We start from the raw sequence: 21,278 nt of genomic DNA, 5'->3' as shown, positions 1-21,278 counted from the left end.
TTTTATGAAATCCATTCTAATATATAAGGAAGCAAAGTAGGATAAGATAGAAAAAATAACATAATAAAAAACACAACCCAATATAAAACAATCAACGTTTGACGAGAAAAATATCGGGTACAAATGATTTTATTAGAGAAATTTAATAACCAAAAACCATAGCCAAAGGCACCTAAAGAAACAATTAACATAGGTATTCGTAAATATTCAAAACGGTTTAATTCCATCAACCATGTAGAAGAAATACCAAACATTAAATAAACTAAAGGTGCGATACAACATAGTGTAGAGGTTACTGCTGCAATAACAGCAGTAACACAACTAGCAATAAAGCGATTATTTAATTTCTTTAGAGATAAGTTCATAACCAAACTCTTTTGCATCAAAAGAATTAAGCGGATCGCCTCCAACTTCAGCATAAGGATAACCAAAGTTATTGATTGGTGCTAATTCTGGTTTAGGGTAAAGATTAAAATCTCGAGCATAATTAAAACCAACCCAATTAGCTTCCCAGTTCCCGAATAAGTAATTTGCCACAGTCTGAGTATCACTGTCTTCTACAGATTTTTTCTCTGTTAAACGCATTTTAGCCACATCCGCCGAATCAACAGGAACCCAACCAAATCCAGCTAAATAAAATTCAGCACGACAATGTTGCCCACCATTTACATTAGCAAGACCTTCTTTTGCACTACCAAAAGCAGTTTTAGAATACTTTTCTAATTTTGGTGCTGCGCCTAAACGAATACCAAACACTTCCCTTGCAGGAATATCAGATGCTCGAGCTAAAGCAACGAAGACCGAATTAATATCTGTACATTTTCCTTTTAATACGCCTGTTGTCAGGATTTTTTCAACATCGCCATCGCCACAACCTAGAACAGAATTATCACGTTCCATATTTTTTACGATCCATTGATGAATCAATTCTGCTTTTTTAAGTGGATTGGTTTCTTTTCCGACAATTTTATCCGCATACTCTTTTACAATCCCATCCGTTTTAATATGAGCGGTTGGTTTCAAATAGGGTAACACATCCACAGAATATTCTATTTTGTCAGGCATTTTATAATCTTTTAATGCCCCAGTAACCATAGGTTCGCGGTCCTGCGTCTGAATAACCATTTTCACTTTTAATAGGCGTTTATCTGCTTTTTCATCCCAATTTGCATAAAGTGTTTTGGCTCCATACTGGTTATTTTCCGTAATAAATGCATCACGATAATTACCTTCAAACTCAATAGATTTAACAGTTTGATAATCACTATTAAAAGGCAAAGGAATCCAAAGTTTCGTTTCACCCTGAGAACCTTTTGGTACAACTAAATCATAGGTGTTAGTAAATTCATAAGTATGAAGATCTGTATTTGGATTAACTTGAGAGAGTGGAGCTGCGTATGCCATACCTGACGTTAGCATAGAAGCAATAAGAAGTTTTTTCATATTGTAGAACCTTAAATAAACATAACTTGCTATATTTGGTGTTCGGATTGAACTCACTAAGCATACGTGAATTTAGACAAAATAAAAAGTCTTAAATTATTGAAAAAAATAAAAACACCGTAAATAAGGAAATATCTACGGTGTAATAATCTTTTTTTATGGTAAAAGAACTTCATTATAAAAACTACCATTTATTTGAGTCTTATTCAGATGAAATTTCCTATATGCATTAAACACCGCATGGTCAGGAGGGGTTGGATTATGCCAAAAATCGGCTAAATCCTTTTGATCTGTCATTCCTTCAAAGTCATAATTAGCTCTACCAAGTGTTTTTACTGGCATATTATGTAAAAGTGCAGATAACCCACTGGTGCTGTTTAATGTAACCATACCAATTCCTTTACGTAACAATACAGGTAAAGGTACATCATGAATATAAAAAATACGCCCATCTAAATGAGGATATTTTATACAGTATTCACTTATTACCGTTTGATAATCAATAAACCCTCTATCCATTGGATGATGTTTCACGATAAGATTTAAATAATTAGGAGCATCATTAGCAAAAGAGTCCAACACTTTTCTTAAAAAAGCTTCAACGCTTGGGAAATCCGTATGCTCAGATATTTGACTATCATTGTATACTTGTAATGGAACAATAAAAAATTTTCCAAACGCGCCACTGTTCACTCGTTGGGAAAAACTCCGTTCATGCAACCAATAACATATTCTCCGTAAAAGAGAACCCGACCATAATTTTCCATAGTGAAATAAGCTTAAATGTCGGTGATGTCTATAATGTGGGTATTGCTCAGCAAATTTGTGAGTTTCCCAATAGTAGCGAATAGCCCTTTTAGCAATAGGAAAAAAACCTTTGGCTACAGTTTTAGGAACAATATCCCCCTCAATACTAGAACTCAAACGAAGATAAAAATCAGCCTGCTTTGGTAAAGGTGAGTATGCATTAACACCATCTTTTTCAAATGTAATATAGTGAGGGCGGAAATATCCTTCTTCAAATACCCAAAAACGGATATTCAGCTCCTTAGAAATATGCTTTGCTATCTTATGACATGGACGATTATCACCAAAACAAATTATTGAGTCAATTTGATATTTCAAACAAAAATCAATTAAATATTGTTTTAAATAGATAAAGTTATCTTGATAATTAAATGTGTTAGATGTGCTATTCGGATAAAAAAAAGCATCACCTCCATTAAAATTAATTTTATAAACTTCCTTTTGGTTGTTTTTCAACCATCGGCCAAATTCAAAGAAAAAACCGCCTATCGGTCCTTGCAAAAGTAGAATTCGGTGAGAAGTATTTAATAGGTCATCAAGATAATGATTAATCATAGTTTCACTTGCTTTTTAATATTGAATAAAATAAATGTTTTAACTTCTCTGACTGTTTAGCCACCCAATTTCTTCTAATACCATTAGAACTCAACTCTTCTCTTTTTAACATTAAAGAATTAATAGCTTGTTTAGCATCAATCAATTGATTTGTTTTTGGATTAATATATAACGGGTAATAGACTAATACGCCTGAAACAAGTTCATCTAAACTTAACTGTCTTTTCCTTCTATTTTTATCACTTAAACTAAAGTGATCGTTAGTTAACCCCCAACCAGAATAAAAAGGTAACCCATAACAATGTACAATTTTTCCCCTTAATAACGCTTCGAATCCAGCTAAAGATGTCATTGTATGCACTTCATCTACCTGAATAATGCAATCTAATATATTAGCAGTTTCAATAATATCATCAGCAAATTTTTTTACTTCCTCAAATGCTACATTTCCTTTTCTATTACCACTTACCACATCAGGATGAGGCTTATAAAGTATATATGCTTCAGGGTTTAATTCTCTAACTCTTTTTAATAAATCTAGATTAGTTCTTATATAAGGAGAACCTGTTTTTATTGAAGCATCATCTTCCACTTGTCCTGGAACCAGAATTGTTTTTAACGAGGATTTAGTTAATTGGAAACCTATGTCGCCAACATTATATTTCCCAATTTTATTATCCACCAAATAATGTCTTAGCATTTGTGCTATTGTTATATCTTCTTTAGAAAAAACTTGCTCTTGTAAAATTTTTTCTAATCTAGATGGCATTTGAGAATTAAAATAAATGCCCATATCATCAATAACAAGCGAAATAGGTGCAACTAAATTAGACCCTAGTCCAACAGAACGAATAAATCCATCTTCCATTCTTAATATAGGTAACTGATTTTGTTGAGCAAATCTAATTTGTTCTGTTTTTCCATTTCCCCAGACTAATAGTCGAGCATCCAAATTCAAATTTTTCTTCGATAACGCATTATGAGATCGAATAAAATGAACTTTACAACTAGGCAAGTTAAAAAATGGTTTAATTACAGCCTGTTTCCATAAAGACATCCCCACACAATATAACTGACCTCTTAATCGATTATTCCACTGTTTAACTCTATTAAGATATTCAATTACATCAAAGATTGAACCTATTTGCCCATTATTCGGATTAATATAACGACTATAAGAAAAATAAGCAGCAAAGAATAGCTCATTAAATGTTTTAGCAGAACGACGATTTTGTTGTTGTAACATAACAATAGATTCATGTCTATCGTCAGTAATCCCCCACCCAGCATACCAAGGAATACCAAAAGTAATCACTTTTTTCCCTATTAGTAGAGCCTCAAAGCCCATATGGGAAGTCACACAATACACTTTATCTACATATTGAAGTAGGGAAAGAGGGCTTATATCTTCAGATAAGATTTTTACTTGATGTGCATATTGTGGTAAACAAGTTAAATACCCCTTTTTTTTACCACTGATTACATCAGGATGTGTTTTAACCCAAATATCAGCTTGTGGATTTTCTTTTATCGCAGTCTCTAACATTTGGTTGAAATGCCATTCATTTGCCTGACCAAACTTAACGGCCATATCACCAAAAGTTTGATCTATTACTAATACTATTGGTTTATCGCTTAAGTGCTTTAATTCAAAATCTGGCGCATGATTATATTTTGATAACTGGTACTCCTTTATCTTAGTAATTGCGTCTGAAACTTGTTGATGAGATTCATTAGTTAAATTAACTGATAAAATTAATTTTTCCAAACGAGATGGCACTGTTGTATCATAATAAATACCAATATCATCATACACAATGGATAGAGGAGAATATCCTTCAACGCCCAATCCTACAGACCGTAAAAAACCATCCTCTAACGCAATAAAAGGAATCTGATATTTTTGAGCAAAATGTCTTGCTTTTTTCGTAGATGGTCTATGACCCCAGCCAATAACTTGTTCAGCATGAAGTGTTTTCTTCCACATCCTTCTTCTTATTATCTGGCAATCCCATAAAAAGTTTTCAAGGTGTGCAATTTTTAAAATACCGCTCGAGAAAACTAACGACTTTTTTTCCATTATTTATACTATATTTTAAATATATCTAGTTTTAAGTTTACCCACCAGAACTATAAAAGTAAATTTCAAAAATAGAAAAGCGATTAAATTTGCAAAAGACTTTACAAATCCAACCGCTTGGTAAATATCGATGATCGAGATGATTATTTGTTACTTACGTCTTGTCCAAAGAACTGTTCGCCTAATTTTTTCAAAGTACCATCTTTTTTCAATTCAACAATCACTGCACTGATTTTATCTAAGGCTTCTTGATTACCTTTATTTGCAACTAAACCGGCGCCCACTTTATCGCTTGATTCCCAAAAGATTTTTAAATCTGATTTTGGATTTTTCTTCAGATAATCCAACACCGCTAAAGAGTCGTTGAAGGTAAAATCGGCACGTTTGGTTTCAATGACTTTCACGCTTTGTGCTAAGCCATCTACCGGCACAATAACCGCTTCATATTTACGCGCTAATTCGCCGTAGTTTGAAGTTAAAGATTGTGCTGCTTTTAAGCCTTTTACATCTTCTACTTTTTTAATGCGGGTTTCATCTTTTGGCGCCGCTAATACTGCCCCTGACCAGTTATAAGGTTCGGTTTTATCAAAAGTTGCTTGACGTTCCGGTGAAGTTAATGCTACCTGATTTGCCACTAAATCAAAACGATCTGCTTTTAAGCCGGCTAACATTGAATCCCAGTTGGTTTCTTTAAACTCAACTTTCACGCCTAATTTATCCGCAATAGCTCGAGTTACTTCGACATCATAGCCGGTTAATTTACCGTTCTCATCGTGGTAAGTAAAAGGCGCATAAGTTCCTTCTGTTCCGACGGTAATTGTGCCTTTATTATTGATGCGCTCCAGTAAACTTTCTTTAGCAAATGAAGTTGCTGATGTTGCTAAAGCTAAGGTTGTTAATGCGATAACGGATAATTTTTTTAACATAATGAATTCCTCAAAAAGGTAAAGCTGAAATTGGTTGCCAATGTAAAAGTAAAATTCTTTGCTGGCAAATAACTAAATGGAATATATGTTAATAAAATGTTGTAATATAAAATGGTAATATAAAAATTTATATAAACTTGATTTTAATTAAGAATTTCTTAAGATTTTTTAATTACACTCAGTTTACCTTAACAAAAAATGGAGTTTATATGAAAAAGCTATTCGTTATTACATTATGCGCCATTAGCAGTTCTGCCTTTGCCGGATTTAATCCCGATTAATTCTAATCTCAAAACCATTGAACAAGCCGAAGCATTACCAAATCATTCAACGGTGGTGTTAGAAGGCTATATCGTTAGTCAAGCAAAGAAAAAAGAGTTCTATTTTAAAGATATGCAAAACAAATTGATCAGATTAAAAATCGAAGAACATATTTGGCACGGCTTAGACGTTTCACCAAATACCAAAGTGCGTATTCAAGGCAAAATTGATAAATATTTACTAAAATCACATATTGAAGTTTATCAAATAGATAAAATTAACTGATTAAGAAGGTGGGAAATCCCACCTTTTTACTATAAAAATGCGCCACAGCAGTGTTTAAATTTTTTCCCTGAGCCACAAACACAAGGCTGTTTTTGCGAAGGAAGTGGAACAGTCGGATCAACAAAAAACCAACGTTCATTGATTTTCACAAATAATGAACGCTCATGGTGCGCTTCCATTCCGTTTTCAGTTTCAAAAAAGGCCTTAAACTCCACGATGCTATGTATTTTGGAAATTGCTGGCAAATGCTGCACAATCTCTAACCCTTTCCAAACCGTCGTTTCTCCCCACTTTTTCATGGCTGCTTGATCTAATAATCCCTGTTGGCTTGGCACTGTTGTTGCCACAATATAGGGAATATTGACCAACGTATATGCACTATATCGAGAACGCATCAATTGTTCCGCCATTTGTGCAAAATCTTGATTTAAGTGGAAGGGTTGGCAACATTCCGCATAACCTTTCTCTGATTGACAAGGACACGCTTTATTTTCTTCAAACATTTTCTATTCCAAATAGGTAAAAGAGTAGAGAAATTTTACCGCTTATTTCCTTAAAAAAGAAATCTCTCACATAAAAAGCGTGACAAACCCATTGTGGATAACTTTGCTAAAATCGCAAGAATAACTTGAGATCTATTCAAAATAACCTTATTACTTTTTCCACCCTGTGGATAACTTTACTTTTTATCCACAGGAATATCTTTTACATTACTCAAGATCTTTTCAATAACAAGATCTCCTTAACACTTTGATTTTACTTTAAAATTTGTAGTTATCCTTGTTATGACTGACCGCTAATAATCATAATAATAAAGATCTCTATATAAAAGATCTATTTTAATATTAGTGATCTTTCGATCCTCTAAAAGGATCGGTTTATTCTAAAAATCTCTTTTCCCGATCTTCTGATTTTAAGGTAAAATAGTCGATCTTTCATTTGAACAAATTTCTTATAAAATATAAAAGGCTATATATGATTTATAATAAAACTTACGATGTGATTGTCGTGGGTGGTGGACATGCAGGAACGGAAGCAGCTCTTGCCCCTGCGCGTATGGGGCTAAAAACCCTACTTTTAACGCATAATGTAGATACCTTAGGACAAATGTCCTGTAACCCTGCCATTGGCGGAATTGGTAAAGGGCATTTAGTTAAAGAAATTGATGCGATGGGTGGTTTGATGGCTACTGCCACAGACAAAGCCGGGATCCAATTCCGTACGTTAAATAGTTCTAAAGGTCCTGCAGTTCGAGCTACTCGCGCGCAGGCAGACCGTGTGCTTTATCGCCAAGCAGTGCGTACAGCATTAGAAAATCAACCGAATTTAGATATTTTCCAACAAGAAGTCGTGGATATTTTGGTTGAAAACAATCGTGCGGTCGGTGCAGTAACGAAAATGGGTTTAATCTTTAAAGCGAAAGCCGTAATTTTAACCGCAGGTACTTTCTTGGCGGGTAAGATCCATATTGGTTTAGATAACTACGCTGGTGGACGAGCGGGCGATCCAGCAGCCACGATGTTGGCTGATCGTTTACGTGATCTGAATTTACGTGTTGATCGTTTAAAAACAGGCACTCCACCACGTTTGGATGCGCGTACGATCAATTTTGATGTATTGGCAAAACAACACGGCGATGACGTATTGCCTGTAATGTCATTTATGGGATCCGTTGAGCAACACCCTCGTCAAATTCCGTGTTACATCACACATACGAACGAACAAACTCACGATTTGATCCGCAATAGTTTAGATCGTAGTCCGATGTACACGGGTATTATTGAAGGGATCGGTCCACGCTACTGCCCATCGATCGAAGATAAAGTAATGCGTTTTAGCGATCGCAATAGCCATCAGATCTACCTTGAACCGGAAGGCTTAACCACCATTGAAGTTTACCCGAACGGTATTTCAACCAGTCTGCCGTTTGATGTACAAATGGGGATTGTAAACTCAATGAAAGGCTTGGAAAACACCCGTATTATCAAACCGGGCTATGCGATTGAGTACGATTATTTCGACCCGCGTGATCTGAAACCGACCCTTGAAACCAAAGCGATTGAAGGCTTATTCTTTGCTGGACAAATTAACGGCACAACGGGCTATGAAGAAGCAGCTGCACAAGGTTTATTGGCAGGGATTAACGCCGGTTTACAGGTACAGGGAAAAGAAGCGTGGTTCCCAACCCGTGATTTAGCTTACACAGGCGTATTGGTAGATGATCTCTGCACTTTAGGTACTAAAGAACCGTACCGTGTATTTACTTCCCGTGCGGAATATCGCTTGCTGTTGCGTGAAGACAATGCTGATGCCCGTTTAACGCCGATTGCTCATCAATTTGGCTTGATTGATGAAGCACGTTGGACACGTTTTAACGAGAAGATGGAAAACATCGAAAAAGAGAAAGCTCGCTTAAAACAGACTTGGGCACACTTACAAATGGCAAACCTTGCAGAAGTGAATGCATTATTAAACAGCCCACTCGCCCGTGAAGCGAGCGGTGAAGATTTAATTCGCCGTCCTGAAGTGACTTACGAAGCCTTAACTCAAATTGCACCTTTTGCGCCGGCGATTGAAGACAAAGAAGCCGCTGAGCAAGTAGAAATTTCGATTAAATATCAAGGCTATATCGAACATCAACAACAAGAGATCGAACGCCATAAACGCCACGAAAACACTCAAATTCCGGCTGAATTTGATTACGACAAAGTGGAAAGCTTGTCTAACGAAGTGCGTGCGAAGCTGATGCAACACCGCCCGGTGTCTATCGGGCAAGCCAGCCGTATTTCAGGCATTACCCCAGCGGCGATTTCAATTTTGTTGGTGAATTTGAAAAAGCAAGGCATGTTGAAAAGAGGCGAGTTGTAAAATGTTAGCCAAATTAGACCGCTTGCTCAGTCAAGCAAACATTTCTTTGACCGATCAGCAAAAACAGCAGTTGGTCGATTTTGTGAAATTATTGGATAAATGGAACAAAGCATATAACCTCACTTCTGTACGTAATCCCGATGAAATGTTGGTCAAACATATTATGGACAGCCTTGTGGTTAGCCAACATTTACAGGGGCAACAGTTTATTGATGTGGGAACAGGCCCGGGCTTACCGGGGATTCCGTTGGCAATCGCTAACCCAGATAAACAGTTTGTGTTGTTAGATAGTTTAGGCAAACGCATTACTTTCATCAAAAATGCCATTCGTGAGTTAAAACTGACCAATGTTACTCCTGTGTTAAGTCGGGTTGAAGAGTATCAAGAGCAACAATTTGACGGCGTATTAAGCCGAGCTTTTGCCTCTCTAAATGATATGGTCGATTGGTGTTACCATTTGCCGAATACAAGCGGTCATTTTTATGCATTAAAAGGACAATATCAACCGGAAGAATTAGCCGAAGTGAGTAAGCCGATTGAATTGGTCGAAGTGATTAAATTAGATGTGCCTGAATTAGTGGGAGAGCGGCATTTAGTTCTCTTGAAAAAAGCATAAAATAAAGCCCAATATTTGGGATTGGGCAAATAAAGCATAAAAAATAAAATGCCTAGAAAACACCGAAAAACGCCAAGAGAACAAAATGTCTATTGAGCTTTAACTCATAGGCATTTTTTATGCTTTCTTCTCTTTTAAAATACTGACTAAATTCTCTTCCAACCAATCCACTAAATTCGCAAGGCGACTGCCAGCCTCTTTACCATAATCCGTCAGCGAATATTCAACGTGTGGCGGAACGGTATTGTAGGATTTGCGGTTAAGCATTCCGTCTTGTTCCAACTGTTGTAGCGTTTGGGTCAGCATACGCTCGCTCACACCGTCAATCTCACGGCGGATTTCGCTAAACCGTTTTGTGCCTTTCATCAACACAATCATCACCAACACGCCCCAGCGGTTAGTCAGATGTTGCAAAATCTCACGAGAAGGGCATTGAGCGGATAACACATAGCCTCGTTCGATTGAATTTGAAAATTTTTCCATTTTTATTTCCTTAAATTATTTTCTTACATTTTTGAAAGTACTTATATAAAGTAAGTATAGGTATGCTAAGCGATATTAGCCGATTTTGCAAATGGATAATTTTCCTATTTAAAAATTATTTAAAACACACTACCCTTTTAAGGGCGGTCGGATTTTCACAAGATTTTGCAATTTGCAAAAATTTATCAAAATCCTACCGCTTGAATTTTCATTTGAAAGTGGTTCATGGCAATATTATATTTCAATAACTGTTGAAATGTTTTAAAAAAATACGTTATCATAGTGAATATTGTGATCTTATTTGATTTTTATGAATACCGAGCAAGCCAGTTTTTTATTTGAAAGCCTTTCGTCTTCGACCCGCTTAACTATTTTTCAAACCCTTTCTGCAATGGGAACCGAAGGAATGACAGCCGGCGATTTAGCGAAACAGCTCAATCTTGCCCCCAATAATCTCTCTTTTCATTTAAAGAATTTAAGCCAGGCGGAGCTAGTTTATAGCATTCAAGAAGGACGGTTTATCCGCTATTACGCCAATTTAACGTTAATGCTGCATTTAACCGCATTTTTGACGCAAAATTGTTGTAAAAATAGCCATGAGCATTGTTCTATTGACTGTTGTTAAAAATTTTTCGCCTATTATTTCAATAACTCTTGAATTATCTGAGGAAAACGAATGTGTAGTGTAACAATTTATCATAATCCAAAGTGCGGTACGTCTCGTAATACTTTAGCGCTTATTCGCCATTTGGGGATTGAGCCTACAATTATTCATTATTTAGAACAGCCACCGAGTGAAGCTGTTTTACGTGAATTATTAATAAAAATGGCATTAACGCCACGTCAATTATTGAGAACCAATGTGCCACCTTATCTCGAAAAAGGGTTAGACGATTTAACGTTGAGCGATGATACGTTAATCGCCGCCATGTTAGCCGATCCAATTTTAATCAATCGTCCGATTGTCATAACAGAAAAAGGCGTACGTTTATGTCGTCCTTCAGAAGTTTTTTTGCAAATTTCGCCCTACCCTTTGCCATCGGATTTTATTAAAGAAGATGGATGCGTAATTACGGCGGAGACAAAATGATGGGATTTTTTGAACGTTTTTTAACAGTATGGGTGGCATTAGCAATCATAGTCGGTGTTGGATTAGGCGTATGGCAGCCTGAATTATTCGCTGGGATTGCCAAATTAGAAATTGCACACATCAATTTACCTGTTGCCGTGCTGATTTGGCTGATGATTTATCCGATGATGATCCAAATTGACTGGTCAGCAATTAAAAATGTTGGTAAGAAACCAAAAGGTTTGGCTTTAACTTTATTTATTAACTGGCTCGTCAAGCCTTTTACTATGGCGCTGATCGGTTGGCTCTTTTTCCGTGTATTCTTTGCGGGGTGGGTTGATGCACAATCGGCAACAGAATATATCGCAGGCATGATCTTACTTGGTGTCGCGCCTTGTACAGCAATGGTATTTGTATGGTCACAGTTAGTCAAAGGGGATGCCAATTACACTTTGGTTCAGGTCTCTATAAATGACATCATTATGATTTTTGCGTTTGCACCAATAGCAGGATTTTTATTAGGAATTAGTGATATTCAAATTCCGTGGCAAACGTTGTTATACAGCACGATTTTATATGTATTATTGCCACTTCTTGCTGGCTGGATAACCCGAAAAGTATTAGGACAATCAAGTGAAAAAATTCAGCGATTAAGCCAAAACTTAAAGCCATTTTCTATTTTAGGATTATTGCTGACAGTCGTGTTGTTATTTGCTTTTCAAGCACAAACCATCTTAGAAAAACCATTGATTATTTTGTTAATTGCCATCCCGTTATTAGCTCAAACCTATGGTATTTTCTTTCTTGCGCATATTTTAGCTAAATGGTTAAAACTACCCCATCAAGTTGCTGCTCCAGCTTGTTTAATCGGCACAAGTAACTTTTTTGAATTAGCCGTTGCTGTTGCGATTTCATTATTTGGATTGCATTCAGGAGCAGCATTGGCAACCGTAGTAGGGGTTTTAGTTGAAGTTCCTGTTATGTTGTCATTAGTCAGTTTATTAAATCGATGGAATAAATAAAAGTGCGGTCGTTTTTGCAAAAGATTTTGCAAAAACGACCGCTTGTGTTAGAACCGACTCAAATCTAAACGACCTGCAGTTTTTTCATTCGCCTTGAGATAATCAGGGTGGTTCTCGATTTGTTCAAGATAACGCACGATATTTGGGAAATCGGCTTTCTCCACATAATTCAAGCCCCATTGCAGTGGGAAACTTAAAGCGAAATCTGCGCCTGTAAGTTGCTCACCCACAATCCATTTTTTGCCTACTAACGATTGTTCAACGTGGTTGAAATATAAGCCGACTTGGGCGTCGGTGTATTGCGCAAAGTCGCCTAAATCGCCTTTTTTCGACACTAACGCGAGCAGATTTGCCGAGAACATCGACGCTGAAATCGCCAGCCAGTAAACGTAGTTTGAGTAGTCGTTGGTTTTATGTGCTGGCGTGAAGCGTTTCTCGTCATCATAGCGATCGAGCAAGTGTTGGATAATCGCATTGCCTTCTGCGATGGTTAAATCGCCGTCTTGCAACACGGGTGCTTTGCCGAGTGGGTGTTGGGCTTTCAATTCCGCAGGGGCGAAGCCTGTGCCTTCTAAGCGGTCGTAGATTTTGAGTTCGTAATCTACGCCGAGTGCTTCGAGCAGCCACACAATGCGGTGTGAGCAAGATTGTTTGAGATAGTGTAATGTGATCATATTTTTCTCCTAATTCTCATTTAAAGCGGAAATTTGTTTTCCGTTTTTATCAAAATTTTCAGGCTGTAACCATTTTTCAAATTTCGGTTTCATCGCTTGATACTCTTCTTCGAGCATTGAATACCAGTTGGTATCACGACTGCGGCCTTTATAGACCTGCACGCGTCGAAATGTGCCTTCAAATATGAACCCCAAACGTTTTGCCGCTTTGCCTGAAGGTGCATTTAAGCTGTCGCATTTCCATTCATAACGGCGATATCGCAACACTTCAAACACATATTGCATCACCAAAAATTGAGCTTCGGTAGCAAAGCGAGACTGTTTCAATTCGGAGCCGTAAAGCACCCAACCCATTTCTACCACACGGTTGGCTGTATCAATTCGCATCAAGGAAAATGTGCCGATGATTTTGCCCGTTTCTTTATTTAAAATGGCTAAATAGTAAGGATCTTTTGACTGTGCCATTTTTTCAAAATAAGCACGAAAATCGTCTTTGTTTTGAAACGCATCAATCGGTAAATAAGTCCACTGCGTTTCAGGGCTTTCAGGTCCATAAAAGGCGTAAGCATCATCAAAATGTTTCACCACATTCACTGGCTCAATAATGGTGTAACGCCCTACAAGCTGTTGAATGTTAGGTTGCCGCCCTGCCGTGAAATGTGGCAATGCTTCGCCGATAGACTGATTGAGATGATTAGTTGGCATATTATTTCCCTTCATTGACTTATAAAAGTGCGGTCGGTTTTTGCAACATTTTTACAAAATCCGACCGCTTGTCATTATAGATCAAATGAGCTAATCACGTTCACATGCAAACGTACATCAACATTGCCGCGTGTTGCGTTGGAGTATGGGCAAACGGCGTGGGCTTTTTCAATTAGCTGTTTTGCTTCTTCTACGCTCAAACCTGCAACAGTAATCGTAATATCCAAATCCAAGCTAAATGCCCCGTCTGCTTTTTGACCAATACCTACGCCAACGGTGGTACTTGATTTGGTTGGTTTTAAGCCTAAACTTGGGGCAACGTGGTTCATTGCACTGTCAAAGCAAGCGGCATAGCCCATTGCAAAAAGTTGTTCAGGATTAGTGCCGACTTTACCACTTTCGTTTTGAAAGCCGACTAAATCAAAGCCGATAGAACCGTCATCCACTTGAGTACGCCCGTCACGACCGCCGGTTGCGGTTGCTGATGTTTTATAGAAAATTTTCATATTGTTGTCCTTTTGTGATTGGGTTGGAATACAAGCATTGTAGCGGAATACAGTCTGAAAACGGTAGCCTGTTCCTATAGAATGCTTGCCTATTTCTCTATTTTTACCAATGCAATGTCGCACTTTCATCCACAGGAATACGCCCTAAATGTTTTTGGTTTTGCATTGCATCCCAGTCCGGATGACCGAATGAAATCACGTGTAATAATTTGTAATCGCTAGAAATACCAAGCTCTTCACGTACGTCATCAGCAAATAAAGCCAAGGCTAATTGCGGAATGCTGCCAAAACCACGTGCGGTGAGCGAGAGCATAAAGGTTTGCGAATACATGCCCATATCTGCAGCTACGTTCACGTCATGATTATCAATGCTCGGCATAAACAAAAATGCCATATGTGGTGCGCCGTAGCCCACGAAGTTGTCGTCGTAAACCACTTGGCGAGCGGCTTTGTCTTCACGTGGAATGCCGTAGCTGGTAGTGAAAACGTGTTCGTATTGGTTACGCCAACGAGCTTCGTATTTGCCTAAAAACTTCGCTTGGTTAAATTCAAAATCAGGCGTGAATTTGCCTTCTGCCGCAGCGACTAAAAAGCGTTTTTTCAATCGTTCCAGCGTTTCACCTGACGCAATATGCACCTGCCAAGGCTGCGTGTTACACGCCGATGGCGAATTTTGGGCATCCATTAAGGTTTGTTTGATTTCCGCTTCGGTCATAGGCGTTGGTAAAAATTTACGGATTGACTGGCGAGTTTTTACAGTGGTTTCAAAATCTAACATAGTATTCTCCTAGTGAGGCAAAGTACGGTAATAAAAACGGGAAGATTTTTAACCGCACTTTAGGATTATTTTTTCAAATGACGGCATACTTCTAACATACTGTCGGCGGCGTTGGCGAGGAATACGGTATCCGCTCCCACGATCACAAAGCTCGCGCCCCATTCGATGTAGCGTTGGGCTTCGTCTGGGCTGCCTGCGATAGTGCCAACAGGTTTGCCATAACCGCGAATATCGGTGATCAATTTTTTGATGGTCGCTTGCATTTCTTCACCTGAGAAATCGCCGTAGTAACCCATATCTACCGCTAAATCCGCAGGACCTAAGAAAATCGCATCCACACCGTAGGTTTTAGTGATTTCTTCCACGTTTTGCACGCCCAATTTGCTCTCAATTTGCACCGCAAGGAACAACTCGTCTTCGGCGTGTTTGATGTATTCAGGCAATCTCGCCCAACGTCCTGCACGCACGGCAGGGGCGCCGAAACCACGTTTGCCGCGTGGCGGGTAATACATTGATTCTGCAATATATTTCGCTTGTTCACTGCTTTCCACCATTGGGGCGATAATCGATTGAATGCCTGCGTCTAAAAGCTGTTTGATTAACGCACGGTCGCTCACAAGCGGACGCACGACAACGTGGCTGTCATATGCGGCAATGGCACGTGCCTGGTCGATAATGGTTTCAATGGTGTTCGGTCCGTGTTCGCCATCTAACCAAATAAAGTCATAGCCGGAACCCGCTACGATTTCCGCATTGGTCGCTGAGCCTGAAACTACGCCGAAACCAAGCTGTACTTGATGTTGCATTACCGCTTTTTTAAACGGATTGTGTAAAAATGATTTATCAAAAACTCGCATGATTCTGCCCTCTTCTTAATTACATTTGTTTCATTAAATAATTTTGGTAGCCGATTTGGTCAATTAAGCCCAAATGTTCCGCCAACCAGTTGGTGTGTTCTTGTTCGTCCACGATAAATTCTTCGAACATACGGCGTGTGATGTAGTCGTCCGAAAACGCATTCACCACTTCGTTCAAATACGCCATACCTTTGTAACCTTCTTCTAAATCGAAAGCAAGAATTTCACGTACATCGTTGAAAACAGGGTATTCCACCGCCCCAACCACAGGTGTTTCGCCTAATTCTAACAAGCGAGCGTTCACACGTTGTGCTTCTTTCCATTCATCATCAGCTTCTTCTTGCATTTTGTCGGCTAATTTCGCAAAGCCTTTTTGGCGAATAATTTCAGCGTGAATACTGTGTTGTTGCGAAGTGCCGAACCAGCCTTTGGCGAAGGCTTGTAAAATTTCGATTTGTTTAGCGTTTGCCATAATTTTTCCTCTTTTTAATTTTTTGATTTCGTTCCGTATCGGAATGTTGTCAGTATATTGATTTCTGAACTCTGGCGGTATATCATTCCTGTAAACATCTTGCCTATTTCTCTAAATTTTAATGCTTTCAGATAATCAATTTAAACGCTTATTACAGCTTATACCCCATAATCAAGCCTATCATTCACCGATTAAAGGGCTGGTTATTCATCATAGCGATCAGCCGTTTTCCTATGAAAATGTGATCCAAGAGCCGAGTATTTGCATTGTGATAAACGGCGAGCGAGAAGTGCGGTTGGGAGAGCAGTATTTTTTGTTTGATCCGCGACATTTTATGTTCTGCCCTGTGGATATTCCGATGTGTGGAAAGATTACTAAGGCAAGTCCCGAAGCGCCTTTTGTGGTGTTATCAATGAAAATTGATTTACAAGCGGTGAATAAAATTCTGTTAGAGCAAACTTTGCCGGTTGAAAAATCCGAGATAAATCCGCCCGCTTTTACGCAATGGCATTTAGAGAGTGAATTGAAAAATGCCTTTGCACGTTTATTGCTCTTGCACGAAAATCCAAGTGATATAGCATTTCTTGCACCGCTTATTCAACAAGAAATCTATTACCGATTACTCAAAGGGGAGCAGGGAAACAAGTTGAAACAGATGGTGAGTTTTGGTTCAAATACACAAAAAATCGCCAAGGCGACCCAGTATTTGCAACAGCATTTTCGTGAAACGGTGCGGATAGAAACGCTGGCAGAGTTATGCGGAATGTCTCTGTCGGGTTTTCATCATCACTTCAAAGAAATCACCACGCTATCGCCGTTGCAATACCAAAAATCCCTACGATTAATGGAAGCAAAGCGATTGATTTTCCAAGAAAATATGGCAATTGCCGAAACCGCCTACCAAGTGGGCTACGAAAGCCCAAGTCAGTTTAGCCGAGAGTACAAACGCTATTTTGGTGTAGCACCGAGTGTGCAAGTTGGGGGATAAAAGTGTGGTCGGATTTTCACAAGTTTTTGCATTTGCAGAATTTTCATAAAATCTGACCGCTTGACAATTCACTCCACCGCATTTAAAATGCGTTCAAATTTTTAAACCTATAAACAAATATGAGCCAAAAAACCGTTGATATTTTGCGTGAGTGCATTCCGACTTTTACCGTGTTAAGCGACGAAAACCGCTTGATGATTTTGCATATTTTGTTTGAAAACGGTAGCTTGAATGTCAATGATTTGACCGAACGGTTACATTTATCACGCCCTGCAGTGTCGCACCATCTCAAAATTATGTTGGACGCAGGTTTGGTGCGTGTTGATCAGCAAGGTAAAGAGCGTTATTACACTGTGAGCCTACAACAAGCCGGCGAGCGTTTTCAGCGTTTGATGGCATCGTTTATTGCAGATGGTTGTATTAAACCATTGGACGACTAGCTAATTTTTATGATTACCTAACACGGCTATTGCTAGAGTTGCTGGTATTTAGCCGTAATTTTTTACCCAAAAGGTTTATATTTTTAAACCTATAATCTCAACAAGGAATTTTATGTTATTTCAACCTTTTACCTTTTCTAACGGCAAAATTGCTAAAAACCGTTTTTTCAAATCCGCAATGGAAGAACAGCTTGCCAAACAAAACCAACCGACAATGCCGTTGGTGCAACTTTATGACACTTGGGCAAAGGGTGGCGCTGGAATGTTGGTAACGGGCAATGTGATGGTTGCTGAAAACGGCAAAGGCTCGATCAACGATGTGGTACTCACGGACGAACGCAATTTGCCGATTTTGCAACAATGGGCGAAGGCTGGCACGCAAAATGATACTTTGCTGATTATGCAGATTAACCACGCAGGCAAGCAGTCGCCCAAAGTGTTATCGCCAACGCCTGTGGCACCGAGTGCGGTGGCGTTGCAGGGAATGGACGGTTTTATCAATCCGCCTAGAGCCTTAACCGAAGCCGAAATTGACACCTTAATTCAGCAATTTGCCACCACCGCAAAAATCGCCGAAAAAGCCGGATTTTCAGGCGTGCAAATTCACGCGGCACACGGCTATTTAATCAGTCAATTTTTATCGCCGCACCACAACCGCCGTGAAGATAAATGGGGCGGCAGCCTTGAAAACCGTATGCGGTTTTTAGTGGAGATTTATCACGCCATTCGCACGGTGGTGCAACCTGAATTTCTGGTCGGCTTAAAACTCAACTCGGCTGATTTCCAAAAAGGCGGTTTTAATGAGGCGGACAGCATTCAAGTGGTGCAAAAAATGGCGGAACTAGGCATTGATTTTATTGAGATTTCAGGCGGCAACTATGAAAGCCCCGAAATGCTAACCGCCAAAGCCAGCACGCAAAAGCGTGAAGCGTTTTTCTTGGATTATGCCGAAAAAGCCCGTGCCGTCTGCAACGTGCCGCTGATTATCACAGGCGGTTTCCGTAGTGAAAACGCAATGAACGAGGCACTGCAAAGCGGACATCTGGATTTTATCGGCATCGCCCGACCTTTTGCCTTACAACCCGATTTACCAAACCAAATTCAACAAGGCAACTATCAAACCATCGTGACCAACCGCATAAAAACAGGTTTCGCCCCAGTGGATAACAAACTCGGTGCGGTGTTGGAAATGGATTGGTATATGGCACAAATGGCGTTAATCGGCAGTGGCAAACAGCCAAATCCGACACTTTCACCGTGGAAAGTGTTATTCAAAACCCTTTGGGAGAACGGCAAAGCTGGGTTGAGTACGGGGAGATCTTAGGAAAGCGCGGTCAAAATTTTACGATTTTATAATGTACCCAAAAATCAAGAAATTTGTGTACACTCTACTAACCTACACAAGAAACAACAAAATAATCAAACCATGAACACATTAACACTTTCATCTTACATTCAACAGCAGTACGGCGTTGAGCCTGAATATCCTTGGGCGAAGTACCCTGATTATGCGGTGTTTCGTCATTCGCACCATCGCAAATGGTTTGCGATATTGATGAGCATTACCGCCCATAAACTTGGGTTAGAAAATGGTGAAAAAATTGAAGTGGTCAATGTAAAAGCCAAACCTGAAGAAATCGGTTCTTTGCGAATGATGAACGGCGTTTACCCTGCTTATCATATGAATAAAGAGCATTGGTTGAGCCTAAATTTAGCGGAAATTGATGAGACGTTGTTATATGAGTTGATTGATGAAAGTTTTTGTTTGACGTTTAAGAAGTCGAGATGAATTGGAGATTAAAGAGCGGTCGTTTTTGCAAAAGATTTTGCGAAAACGACTGTTTTTTATCATTGATGGTGCGTTTACACTCCCCCCACAAAAAATTTCAAAATTTATTTCCTTAAATTTCAATCAGTTAAAAACCATTTTCAAACTTACAAATTTGTAAGTACTTCTCATAAGTAAGTTTTATATCTATACTACGCCACATCAGCCAGTCGGCAATCTTAATTAACTTAACGGAAGGAAAACAAAATGAAAAAAATCGCAGTAATTGGTGCAACAGGTTATGTAGGTAGTGCTGTGGTAGCGGAGTTAGCGAACCGTGGTCATCAAGTAACGGCGTTTGCACGCAACACCGACAAAGTAGCAAAAGCGGACAACGTGCAAGCGGTCAGTTTTGATGTGAATGCGGCTGATTTTGCCGAGCAATTAAAAGGTTTTGATGCGGTAATTAGTGCCTTTAACCCAGGTTGGACGAACCCGAATATCGCCGAAGATTTTACTCGTGGAGCGAATGCGATTACCGAAGCGGCAAAAGCAGCACAAGTGCCGTATTTATTGATTGTGGGCGGTGCAGGTAGCTTGTATGTTGCACCAAATGTGCAACTGATTGACACAGACGCTTTCCCGAAAGAGATTTTTGCAGGGGCAAATGCGGCGCGTAATTTGCTCAACGACTTGCGTGACCGCCGTGATGTGAACTGGGCATTCATTTCGCCACCAGCTTTATTAGGTGCAGACGCAGGTTTTAGCGAAGAGCGCACAGGCGAATACCGTTTAGGCGATGATTATTTGCTAATGAACGGTGAAGCCCCAGCAGGTATCAGCGTTGCAGATTTAGCCATTGCCATCGCAGACGATGCAGAAAAACAAGCTCATTTGTTTAAACGCTTTACCGTGGCGAGCAAGTAATTTAATGTGAAAAGTGCGGTGGGATTTAGGGAAGATTTTGCGATTTGCAAAGTTTGTCTTAAATTCTACCGCTTGTTTACTTACTCTCTTTCAATTCCCCTAATGCCCGAAGAATAATCTCTCTTGCTGCTTGTAGGGCTAAAAACGCCAAGATAAAGGCAACAGCTAAATCAGGGAGTTTGGACTGGGTAAAATAAACCGCAACGCCAGCCAATACAACGGCGATATTGCCGATGGCGTCATTTCTTGAGCAAAGCCACACGCTGCGCATATTGCTGTCGCCATCACGGAAGTGGTAAAGCACCCATAATGCAGCGAGATTGGCGAAAAGGGCGAGTACGCCGACAATGCTCATTTCGCTATGGTTTGGAAGATCGCCGTAGAACCAGCGATATAAGGTCGTGATTAAAATAAACAGCCCGAAACCGCCCATGGTTGCACCTTTGATTAAAGAGGCTTTGGCTCGGTAACTTAACGCCATGGGTAACACGATCAGGCTAATCACATAATTGGCACTGTCGCCTAAAAAATCGAGACTGTCGGAAAGCAATGATACCGACCCCGATTTTACCCCCATCACAATTTCAACCATAAACATCGTGAAATTTATCGCCAAAGCGATCCATAGGGCACGGCGGTATTGCGGGGAACGGTGTGTGCTATGCGAGCCACAGCAAGAACTTGAACAACTCATTTTCTTTTCCTTGTGTTTAAATTTAACTTACGACACAATATAAACTCCGTAGTT

Annotated in this window: 25 protein-coding genes; 11 read left to right on the top strand and 14 right to left on the bottom strand. The window is 39.4% G+C overall.

Annotated elements, in window-relative coordinates:
• Window positions 1-2 precede the first annotated feature (2 nt).
• The 5 genes from DDU33_RS03130 to DDU33_RS03110 form a co-directional block, all read right to left on the bottom strand.
• The gene (locus tag DDU33_RS03130) at window positions 3-365 is read right to left on the bottom strand and encodes a mercuric transporter MerT family protein (protein WP_108923110.1); all 363 of its coding nucleotides are present in this window, start codon (window positions 363-365) and stop codon (window positions 3-5) included.
• Complete coding sequence (locus DDU33_RS03125) at window positions 337-1,443, bottom strand: transglutaminase-like domain-containing protein (protein WP_108923108.1); 1,107 nt, start codon at window positions 1,441-1,443, stop codon at window positions 337-339. The genes DDU33_RS03130 and DDU33_RS03125 overlap by 29 nt, the downstream gene beginning before the upstream one ends.
• Window positions 1,444-1,599: 156 nt before the next feature.
• Window positions 1,600-2,805, bottom strand: a complete 1,206-nt coding sequence (locus DDU33_RS03120; RefSeq protein WP_005817617.1) for a capsule biosynthesis protein — start codon at window positions 2,803-2,805, stop codon at window positions 1,600-1,602.
• Window positions 2,806-2,809: 4 nt separating this feature from the next.
• Window positions 2,810-4,885 carry a capsular polysaccharide biosynthesis protein gene (locus DDU33_RS03115; RefSeq protein WP_108923106.1) on the bottom strand — a complete coding sequence of 692 codons (2,076 nt, stop codon included), beginning with the start codon at window positions 4,883-4,885 and terminating at the stop codon, window positions 2,810-2,812.
• Between the two features lie 143 nt (window positions 4,886-5,028).
• Window positions 5,029-5,811, bottom strand: a complete 783-nt coding sequence (locus tag DDU33_RS03110) for an amino acid ABC transporter substrate-binding protein (protein WP_005817614.1) — start codon at window positions 5,809-5,811, stop codon at window positions 5,029-5,031.
• A gap of 258 nt (window positions 5,812-6,069) precedes the next feature.
• Between DDU33_RS03110 and DDU33_RS03105 the strand changes: the two genes are divergently transcribed.
• Complete coding sequence (locus DDU33_RS03105) at window positions 6,070-6,357, top strand: YgiW/YdeI family stress tolerance OB fold protein (protein WP_157951827.1); 288 nt, start codon at window positions 6,070-6,072, stop codon at window positions 6,355-6,357.
• Between the two features lie 29 nt (window positions 6,358-6,386).
• Here the strand turns inward: DDU33_RS03105 and DDU33_RS03100 are convergent, their stop codons facing one another.
• Window positions 6,387-6,860, bottom strand: a complete 474-nt coding sequence (locus DDU33_RS03100) for a YchJ family protein (RefSeq protein ID WP_108923102.1) — start codon at window positions 6,858-6,860, stop codon at window positions 6,387-6,389.
• Window positions 6,861-7,332: 472 nt separating this feature from the next.
• Here DDU33_RS03100 and mnmG point away from each other — a divergent pair, with 472 nt between their 5' ends.
• Together mnmG and rsmG are read left to right on the top strand one after the other, a co-directional pair.
• Complete coding sequence (gene mnmG, locus DDU33_RS03095) at window positions 7,333-9,225, top strand: tRNA uridine-5-carboxymethylaminomethyl(34) synthesis enzyme MnmG (protein ID WP_108923100.1); 1,893 nt, start codon at window positions 7,333-7,335, stop codon at window positions 9,223-9,225.
• A gap of 1 nt (window position 9,226) precedes the next feature.
• The gene (gene rsmG / locus DDU33_RS03090) at window positions 9,227-9,841 is read left to right on the top strand and encodes a 16S rRNA (guanine(527)-N(7))-methyltransferase RsmG (RefSeq protein WP_108923098.1); all 615 of its coding nucleotides are present in this window, start codon (window positions 9,227-9,229) and stop codon (window positions 9,839-9,841) included.
• A 117-nt stretch (window positions 9,842-9,958) separates the two neighbouring features.
• Here the strand turns inward: rsmG and DDU33_RS03085 are convergent, their stop codons facing one another.
• Window positions 9,959-10,324 carry a winged helix-turn-helix transcriptional regulator gene (locus DDU33_RS03085; RefSeq protein WP_108923096.1) on the bottom strand — a complete coding sequence of 122 codons (366 nt, stop codon included), beginning with the start codon at window positions 10,322-10,324 and terminating at the stop codon, window positions 9,959-9,961.
• A gap of 310 nt (window positions 10,325-10,634) precedes the next feature.
• On the opposite strand from DDU33_RS03085, the gene DDU33_RS03080 reads away from it, so the two are divergent.
• Genes DDU33_RS03080 through arsB form a run of 3 tightly spaced genes read left to right on the top strand, consistent with a single transcriptional unit; the run spans window position 10,635 to window position 12,415 of the window.
• Complete coding sequence (locus DDU33_RS03080; RefSeq protein WP_005817601.1) at window positions 10,635-10,949, top strand: ArsR/SmtB family transcription factor; 315 nt, start codon at window positions 10,635-10,637, stop codon at window positions 10,947-10,949.
• A gap of 51 nt (window positions 10,950-11,000) precedes the next feature.
• Window positions 11,001-11,414 carry an arsenate reductase (glutaredoxin) gene (gene arsC, locus DDU33_RS03075; protein WP_108923094.1) on the top strand — a complete coding sequence of 138 codons (414 nt, stop codon included), beginning with the start codon at window positions 11,001-11,003 and terminating at the stop codon, window positions 11,412-11,414.
• On the top strand, window positions 11,414-12,415 hold the full coding sequence (gene arsB, locus DDU33_RS03070) for an ACR3 family arsenite efflux transporter (protein WP_108925229.1): 1,002 nt from the start codon (window positions 11,414-11,416) through the stop codon (window positions 12,413-12,415). Before arsC ends, arsB begins: the two co-directional genes overlap by 1 nt.
• A 47-nt stretch (window positions 12,416-12,462) precedes the next feature.
• Here the strand turns inward: arsB and DDU33_RS03065 are convergent, their stop codons facing one another.
• From DDU33_RS03065 to DDU33_RS03040, 6 genes are all read right to left on the bottom strand, one after another.
• Entirely contained in the window at window positions 12,463-13,089 is a 627-nt protein-coding gene (locus DDU33_RS03065) for a glutathione S-transferase family protein (RefSeq protein ID WP_108923091.1), read from the bottom strand.
• Between the two features lie 9 nt (window positions 13,090-13,098).
• A complete protein-coding gene (locus DDU33_RS03060; protein ID WP_108923089.1) occupies window positions 13,099-13,794 on the bottom strand; it encodes a GNAT family N-acetyltransferase in 696 nt (231 codons plus the stop codon).
• 74 nt (window positions 13,795-13,868) lie between these two features.
• Window positions 13,869-14,300, bottom strand: coding sequence for an organic hydroperoxide resistance protein (locus DDU33_RS03055; protein ID WP_108923087.1), 432 nt, complete (start codon window positions 14,298-14,300; stop codon window positions 13,869-13,871).
• A gap of 103 nt (window positions 14,301-14,403) precedes the next feature.
• Window positions 14,404-15,078, bottom strand: a complete 675-nt coding sequence (locus tag DDU33_RS03050) for a nitroreductase (protein ID WP_108923085.1) — start codon at window positions 15,076-15,078, stop codon at window positions 14,404-14,406.
• 65 nt (window positions 15,079-15,143) lie between these two features.
• On the bottom strand, window positions 15,144-15,935 hold the full coding sequence (locus DDU33_RS03045; RefSeq protein WP_108923083.1) for an HpcH/HpaI aldolase family protein: 792 nt from the start codon (window positions 15,933-15,935) through the stop codon (window positions 15,144-15,146).
• A 19-nt stretch (window positions 15,936-15,954) separates the two neighbouring features.
• Entirely contained in the window at window positions 15,955-16,407 is a 453-nt protein-coding gene (locus tag DDU33_RS03040) for a ferritin-like domain-containing protein (RefSeq protein WP_108923082.1), read from the bottom strand.
• A gap of 121 nt (window positions 16,408-16,528) precedes the next feature.
• Here DDU33_RS03040 and DDU33_RS03035 point away from each other — a divergent pair, with 121 nt between their 5' ends.
• The 5 genes from DDU33_RS03035 (at window position 16,529) to DDU33_RS03015 (ending at window position 20,530) form a co-directional block, all read left to right on the top strand.
• The gene (locus DDU33_RS03035) at window positions 16,529-17,395 is read left to right on the top strand and encodes an AraC family transcriptional regulator (protein WP_108923080.1); all 867 of its coding nucleotides are present in this window, start codon (window positions 16,529-16,531) and stop codon (window positions 17,393-17,395) included.
• Window positions 17,396-17,514: 119 nt separating this feature from the next.
• The gene (locus DDU33_RS03030) at window positions 17,515-17,835 is read left to right on the top strand and encodes an ArsR/SmtB family transcription factor (protein WP_005823192.1); all 321 of its coding nucleotides are present in this window, start codon (window positions 17,515-17,517) and stop codon (window positions 17,833-17,835) included.
• 112 nt (window positions 17,836-17,947) lie between these two features.
• Complete coding sequence (locus DDU33_RS03025; RefSeq protein WP_108923078.1) at window positions 17,948-19,159, top strand: NADH:flavin oxidoreductase/NADH oxidase family protein; 1,212 nt, start codon at window positions 17,948-17,950, stop codon at window positions 19,157-19,159.
• Window positions 19,160-19,261: 102 nt separating this feature from the next.
• Complete coding sequence (locus tag DDU33_RS03020; RefSeq protein WP_108923076.1) at window positions 19,262-19,624, top strand: MmcQ/YjbR family DNA-binding protein; 363 nt, start codon at window positions 19,262-19,264, stop codon at window positions 19,622-19,624.
• Between the two features lie 246 nt (window positions 19,625-19,870).
• Window positions 19,871-20,530, top strand: a complete 660-nt coding sequence (locus DDU33_RS03015; protein WP_108923074.1) for an NAD(P)-dependent oxidoreductase — start codon at window positions 19,871-19,873, stop codon at window positions 20,528-20,530.
• A 76-nt stretch (window positions 20,531-20,606) separates the two neighbouring features.
• Here the strand turns inward: DDU33_RS03015 and DDU33_RS03010 are convergent, their stop codons facing one another.
• Window positions 20,607-21,224, bottom strand: coding sequence for a cation efflux transmembrane domain-containing protein (locus DDU33_RS03010; RefSeq protein ID WP_108923072.1), 618 nt, complete (start codon window positions 21,222-21,224; stop codon window positions 20,607-20,609).
• Window positions 21,225-21,278 lie beyond the last annotated feature (54 nt).

It is taken from the genome of Actinobacillus porcitonsillarum, from assembly GCF_003101015.1.
GTDB classification, from domain to species: Bacteria; Pseudomonadota; Gammaproteobacteria; order Enterobacterales; family Pasteurellaceae; genus Haemophilus_A; species Haemophilus_A porcitonsillarum.
The sequence above is the reverse complement of the archived record's forward strand: the minus strand, read 5'-3'. Positions and strand labels throughout refer to the sequence as shown.

Bases quoted from the DNA above. Each gene is read 5' to 3' on its own strand.
- DDU33_RS03130 (WP_108923110.1), bottom strand. From the start codon at position 365: ATGAACTTATCTCTAAAGAAATTAAATAATCGCTTTATTGCTAGTTGT.
- DDU33_RS03125 (WP_108923108.1), bottom strand. From the start codon at position 1,443: ATGAAAAAACTTCTTATTGCTTCTATGCTAACGTCAGGTATGGCATAC.
- DDU33_RS03120 (WP_005817617.1), bottom strand. From the start codon at position 2,805: ATGATTAATCATTATCTTGATGACCTATTAAATACTTCTCACCGAATT.
- DDU33_RS03115 (WP_108923106.1), bottom strand. From the start codon at position 4,885: ATGGAAAAAAAGTCGTTAGTTTTCTCGAGCGGTATTTTAAAAATTGCA.
- DDU33_RS03110 (WP_005817614.1), bottom strand. From the start codon at position 5,811: ATGTTAAAAAAATTATCCGTTATCGCATTAACAACCTTAGCTTTAGCA.
- DDU33_RS03100 (WP_108923102.1), bottom strand. From the start codon at position 6,860: ATGTTTGAAGAAAATAAAGCGTGTCCTTGTCAATCAGAGAAAGGTTAT.
- mnmG (WP_108923100.1), top strand. From the start codon at position 7,333: ATGATTTATAATAAAACTTACGATGTGATTGTCGTGGGTGGTGGACAT.
- rsmG (WP_108923098.1), top strand. From the start codon at position 9,227: ATGTTAGCCAAATTAGACCGCTTGCTCAGTCAAGCAAACATTTCTTTG.
- DDU33_RS03085 (WP_108923096.1), bottom strand. From the start codon at position 10,324: ATGGAAAAATTTTCAAATTCAATCGAACGAGGCTATGTGTTATCCGCT.
- DDU33_RS03080 (WP_005817601.1), top strand. From the start codon at position 10,635: ATGAATACCGAGCAAGCCAGTTTTTTATTTGAAAGCCTTTCGTCTTCG.
- arsC (WP_108923094.1), top strand. From the start codon at position 11,001: ATGTGTAGTGTAACAATTTATCATAATCCAAAGTGCGGTACGTCTCGT.
- arsB (WP_108925229.1), top strand. From the start codon at position 11,414: ATGGGATTTTTTGAACGTTTTTTAACAGTATGGGTGGCATTAGCAATC.
- DDU33_RS03065 (WP_108923091.1), bottom strand. From the start codon at position 13,089: ATGATCACATTACACTATCTCAAACAATCTTGCTCACACCGCATTGTG.
- DDU33_RS03060 (WP_108923089.1), bottom strand. From the start codon at position 13,794: ATGCCAACTAATCATCTCAATCAGTCTATCGGCGAAGCATTGCCACAT.
- DDU33_RS03055 (WP_108923087.1), bottom strand. From the start codon at position 14,300: ATGAAAATTTTCTATAAAACATCAGCAACCGCAACCGGCGGTCGTGAC.
- DDU33_RS03050 (WP_108923085.1), bottom strand. From the start codon at position 15,078: ATGTTAGATTTTGAAACCACTGTAAAAACTCGCCAGTCAATCCGTAAA.
- DDU33_RS03045 (WP_108923083.1), bottom strand. From the start codon at position 15,935: ATGCGAGTTTTTGATAAATCATTTTTACACAATCCGTTTAAAAAAGCG.
- DDU33_RS03040 (WP_108923082.1), bottom strand. From the start codon at position 16,407: ATGGCAAACGCTAAACAAATCGAAATTTTACAAGCCTTCGCCAAAGGC.
- DDU33_RS03035 (WP_108923080.1), top strand. From the start codon at position 16,529: ATGCTTTCAGATAATCAATTTAAACGCTTATTACAGCTTATACCCCAT.
- DDU33_RS03030 (WP_005823192.1), top strand. From the start codon at position 17,515: ATGAGCCAAAAAACCGTTGATATTTTGCGTGAGTGCATTCCGACTTTT.
- DDU33_RS03025 (WP_108923078.1), top strand. From the start codon at position 17,948: ATGTTATTTCAACCTTTTACCTTTTCTAACGGCAAAATTGCTAAAAAC.
- DDU33_RS03020 (WP_108923076.1), top strand. From the start codon at position 19,262: ATGAACACATTAACACTTTCATCTTACATTCAACAGCAGTACGGCGTT.
- DDU33_RS03015 (WP_108923074.1), top strand. From the start codon at position 19,871: ATGAAAAAAATCGCAGTAATTGGTGCAACAGGTTATGTAGGTAGTGCT.
- DDU33_RS03010 (WP_108923072.1), bottom strand. From the start codon at position 21,224: ATGAGTTGTTCAAGTTCTTGCTGTGGCTCGCATAGCACACACCGTTCC.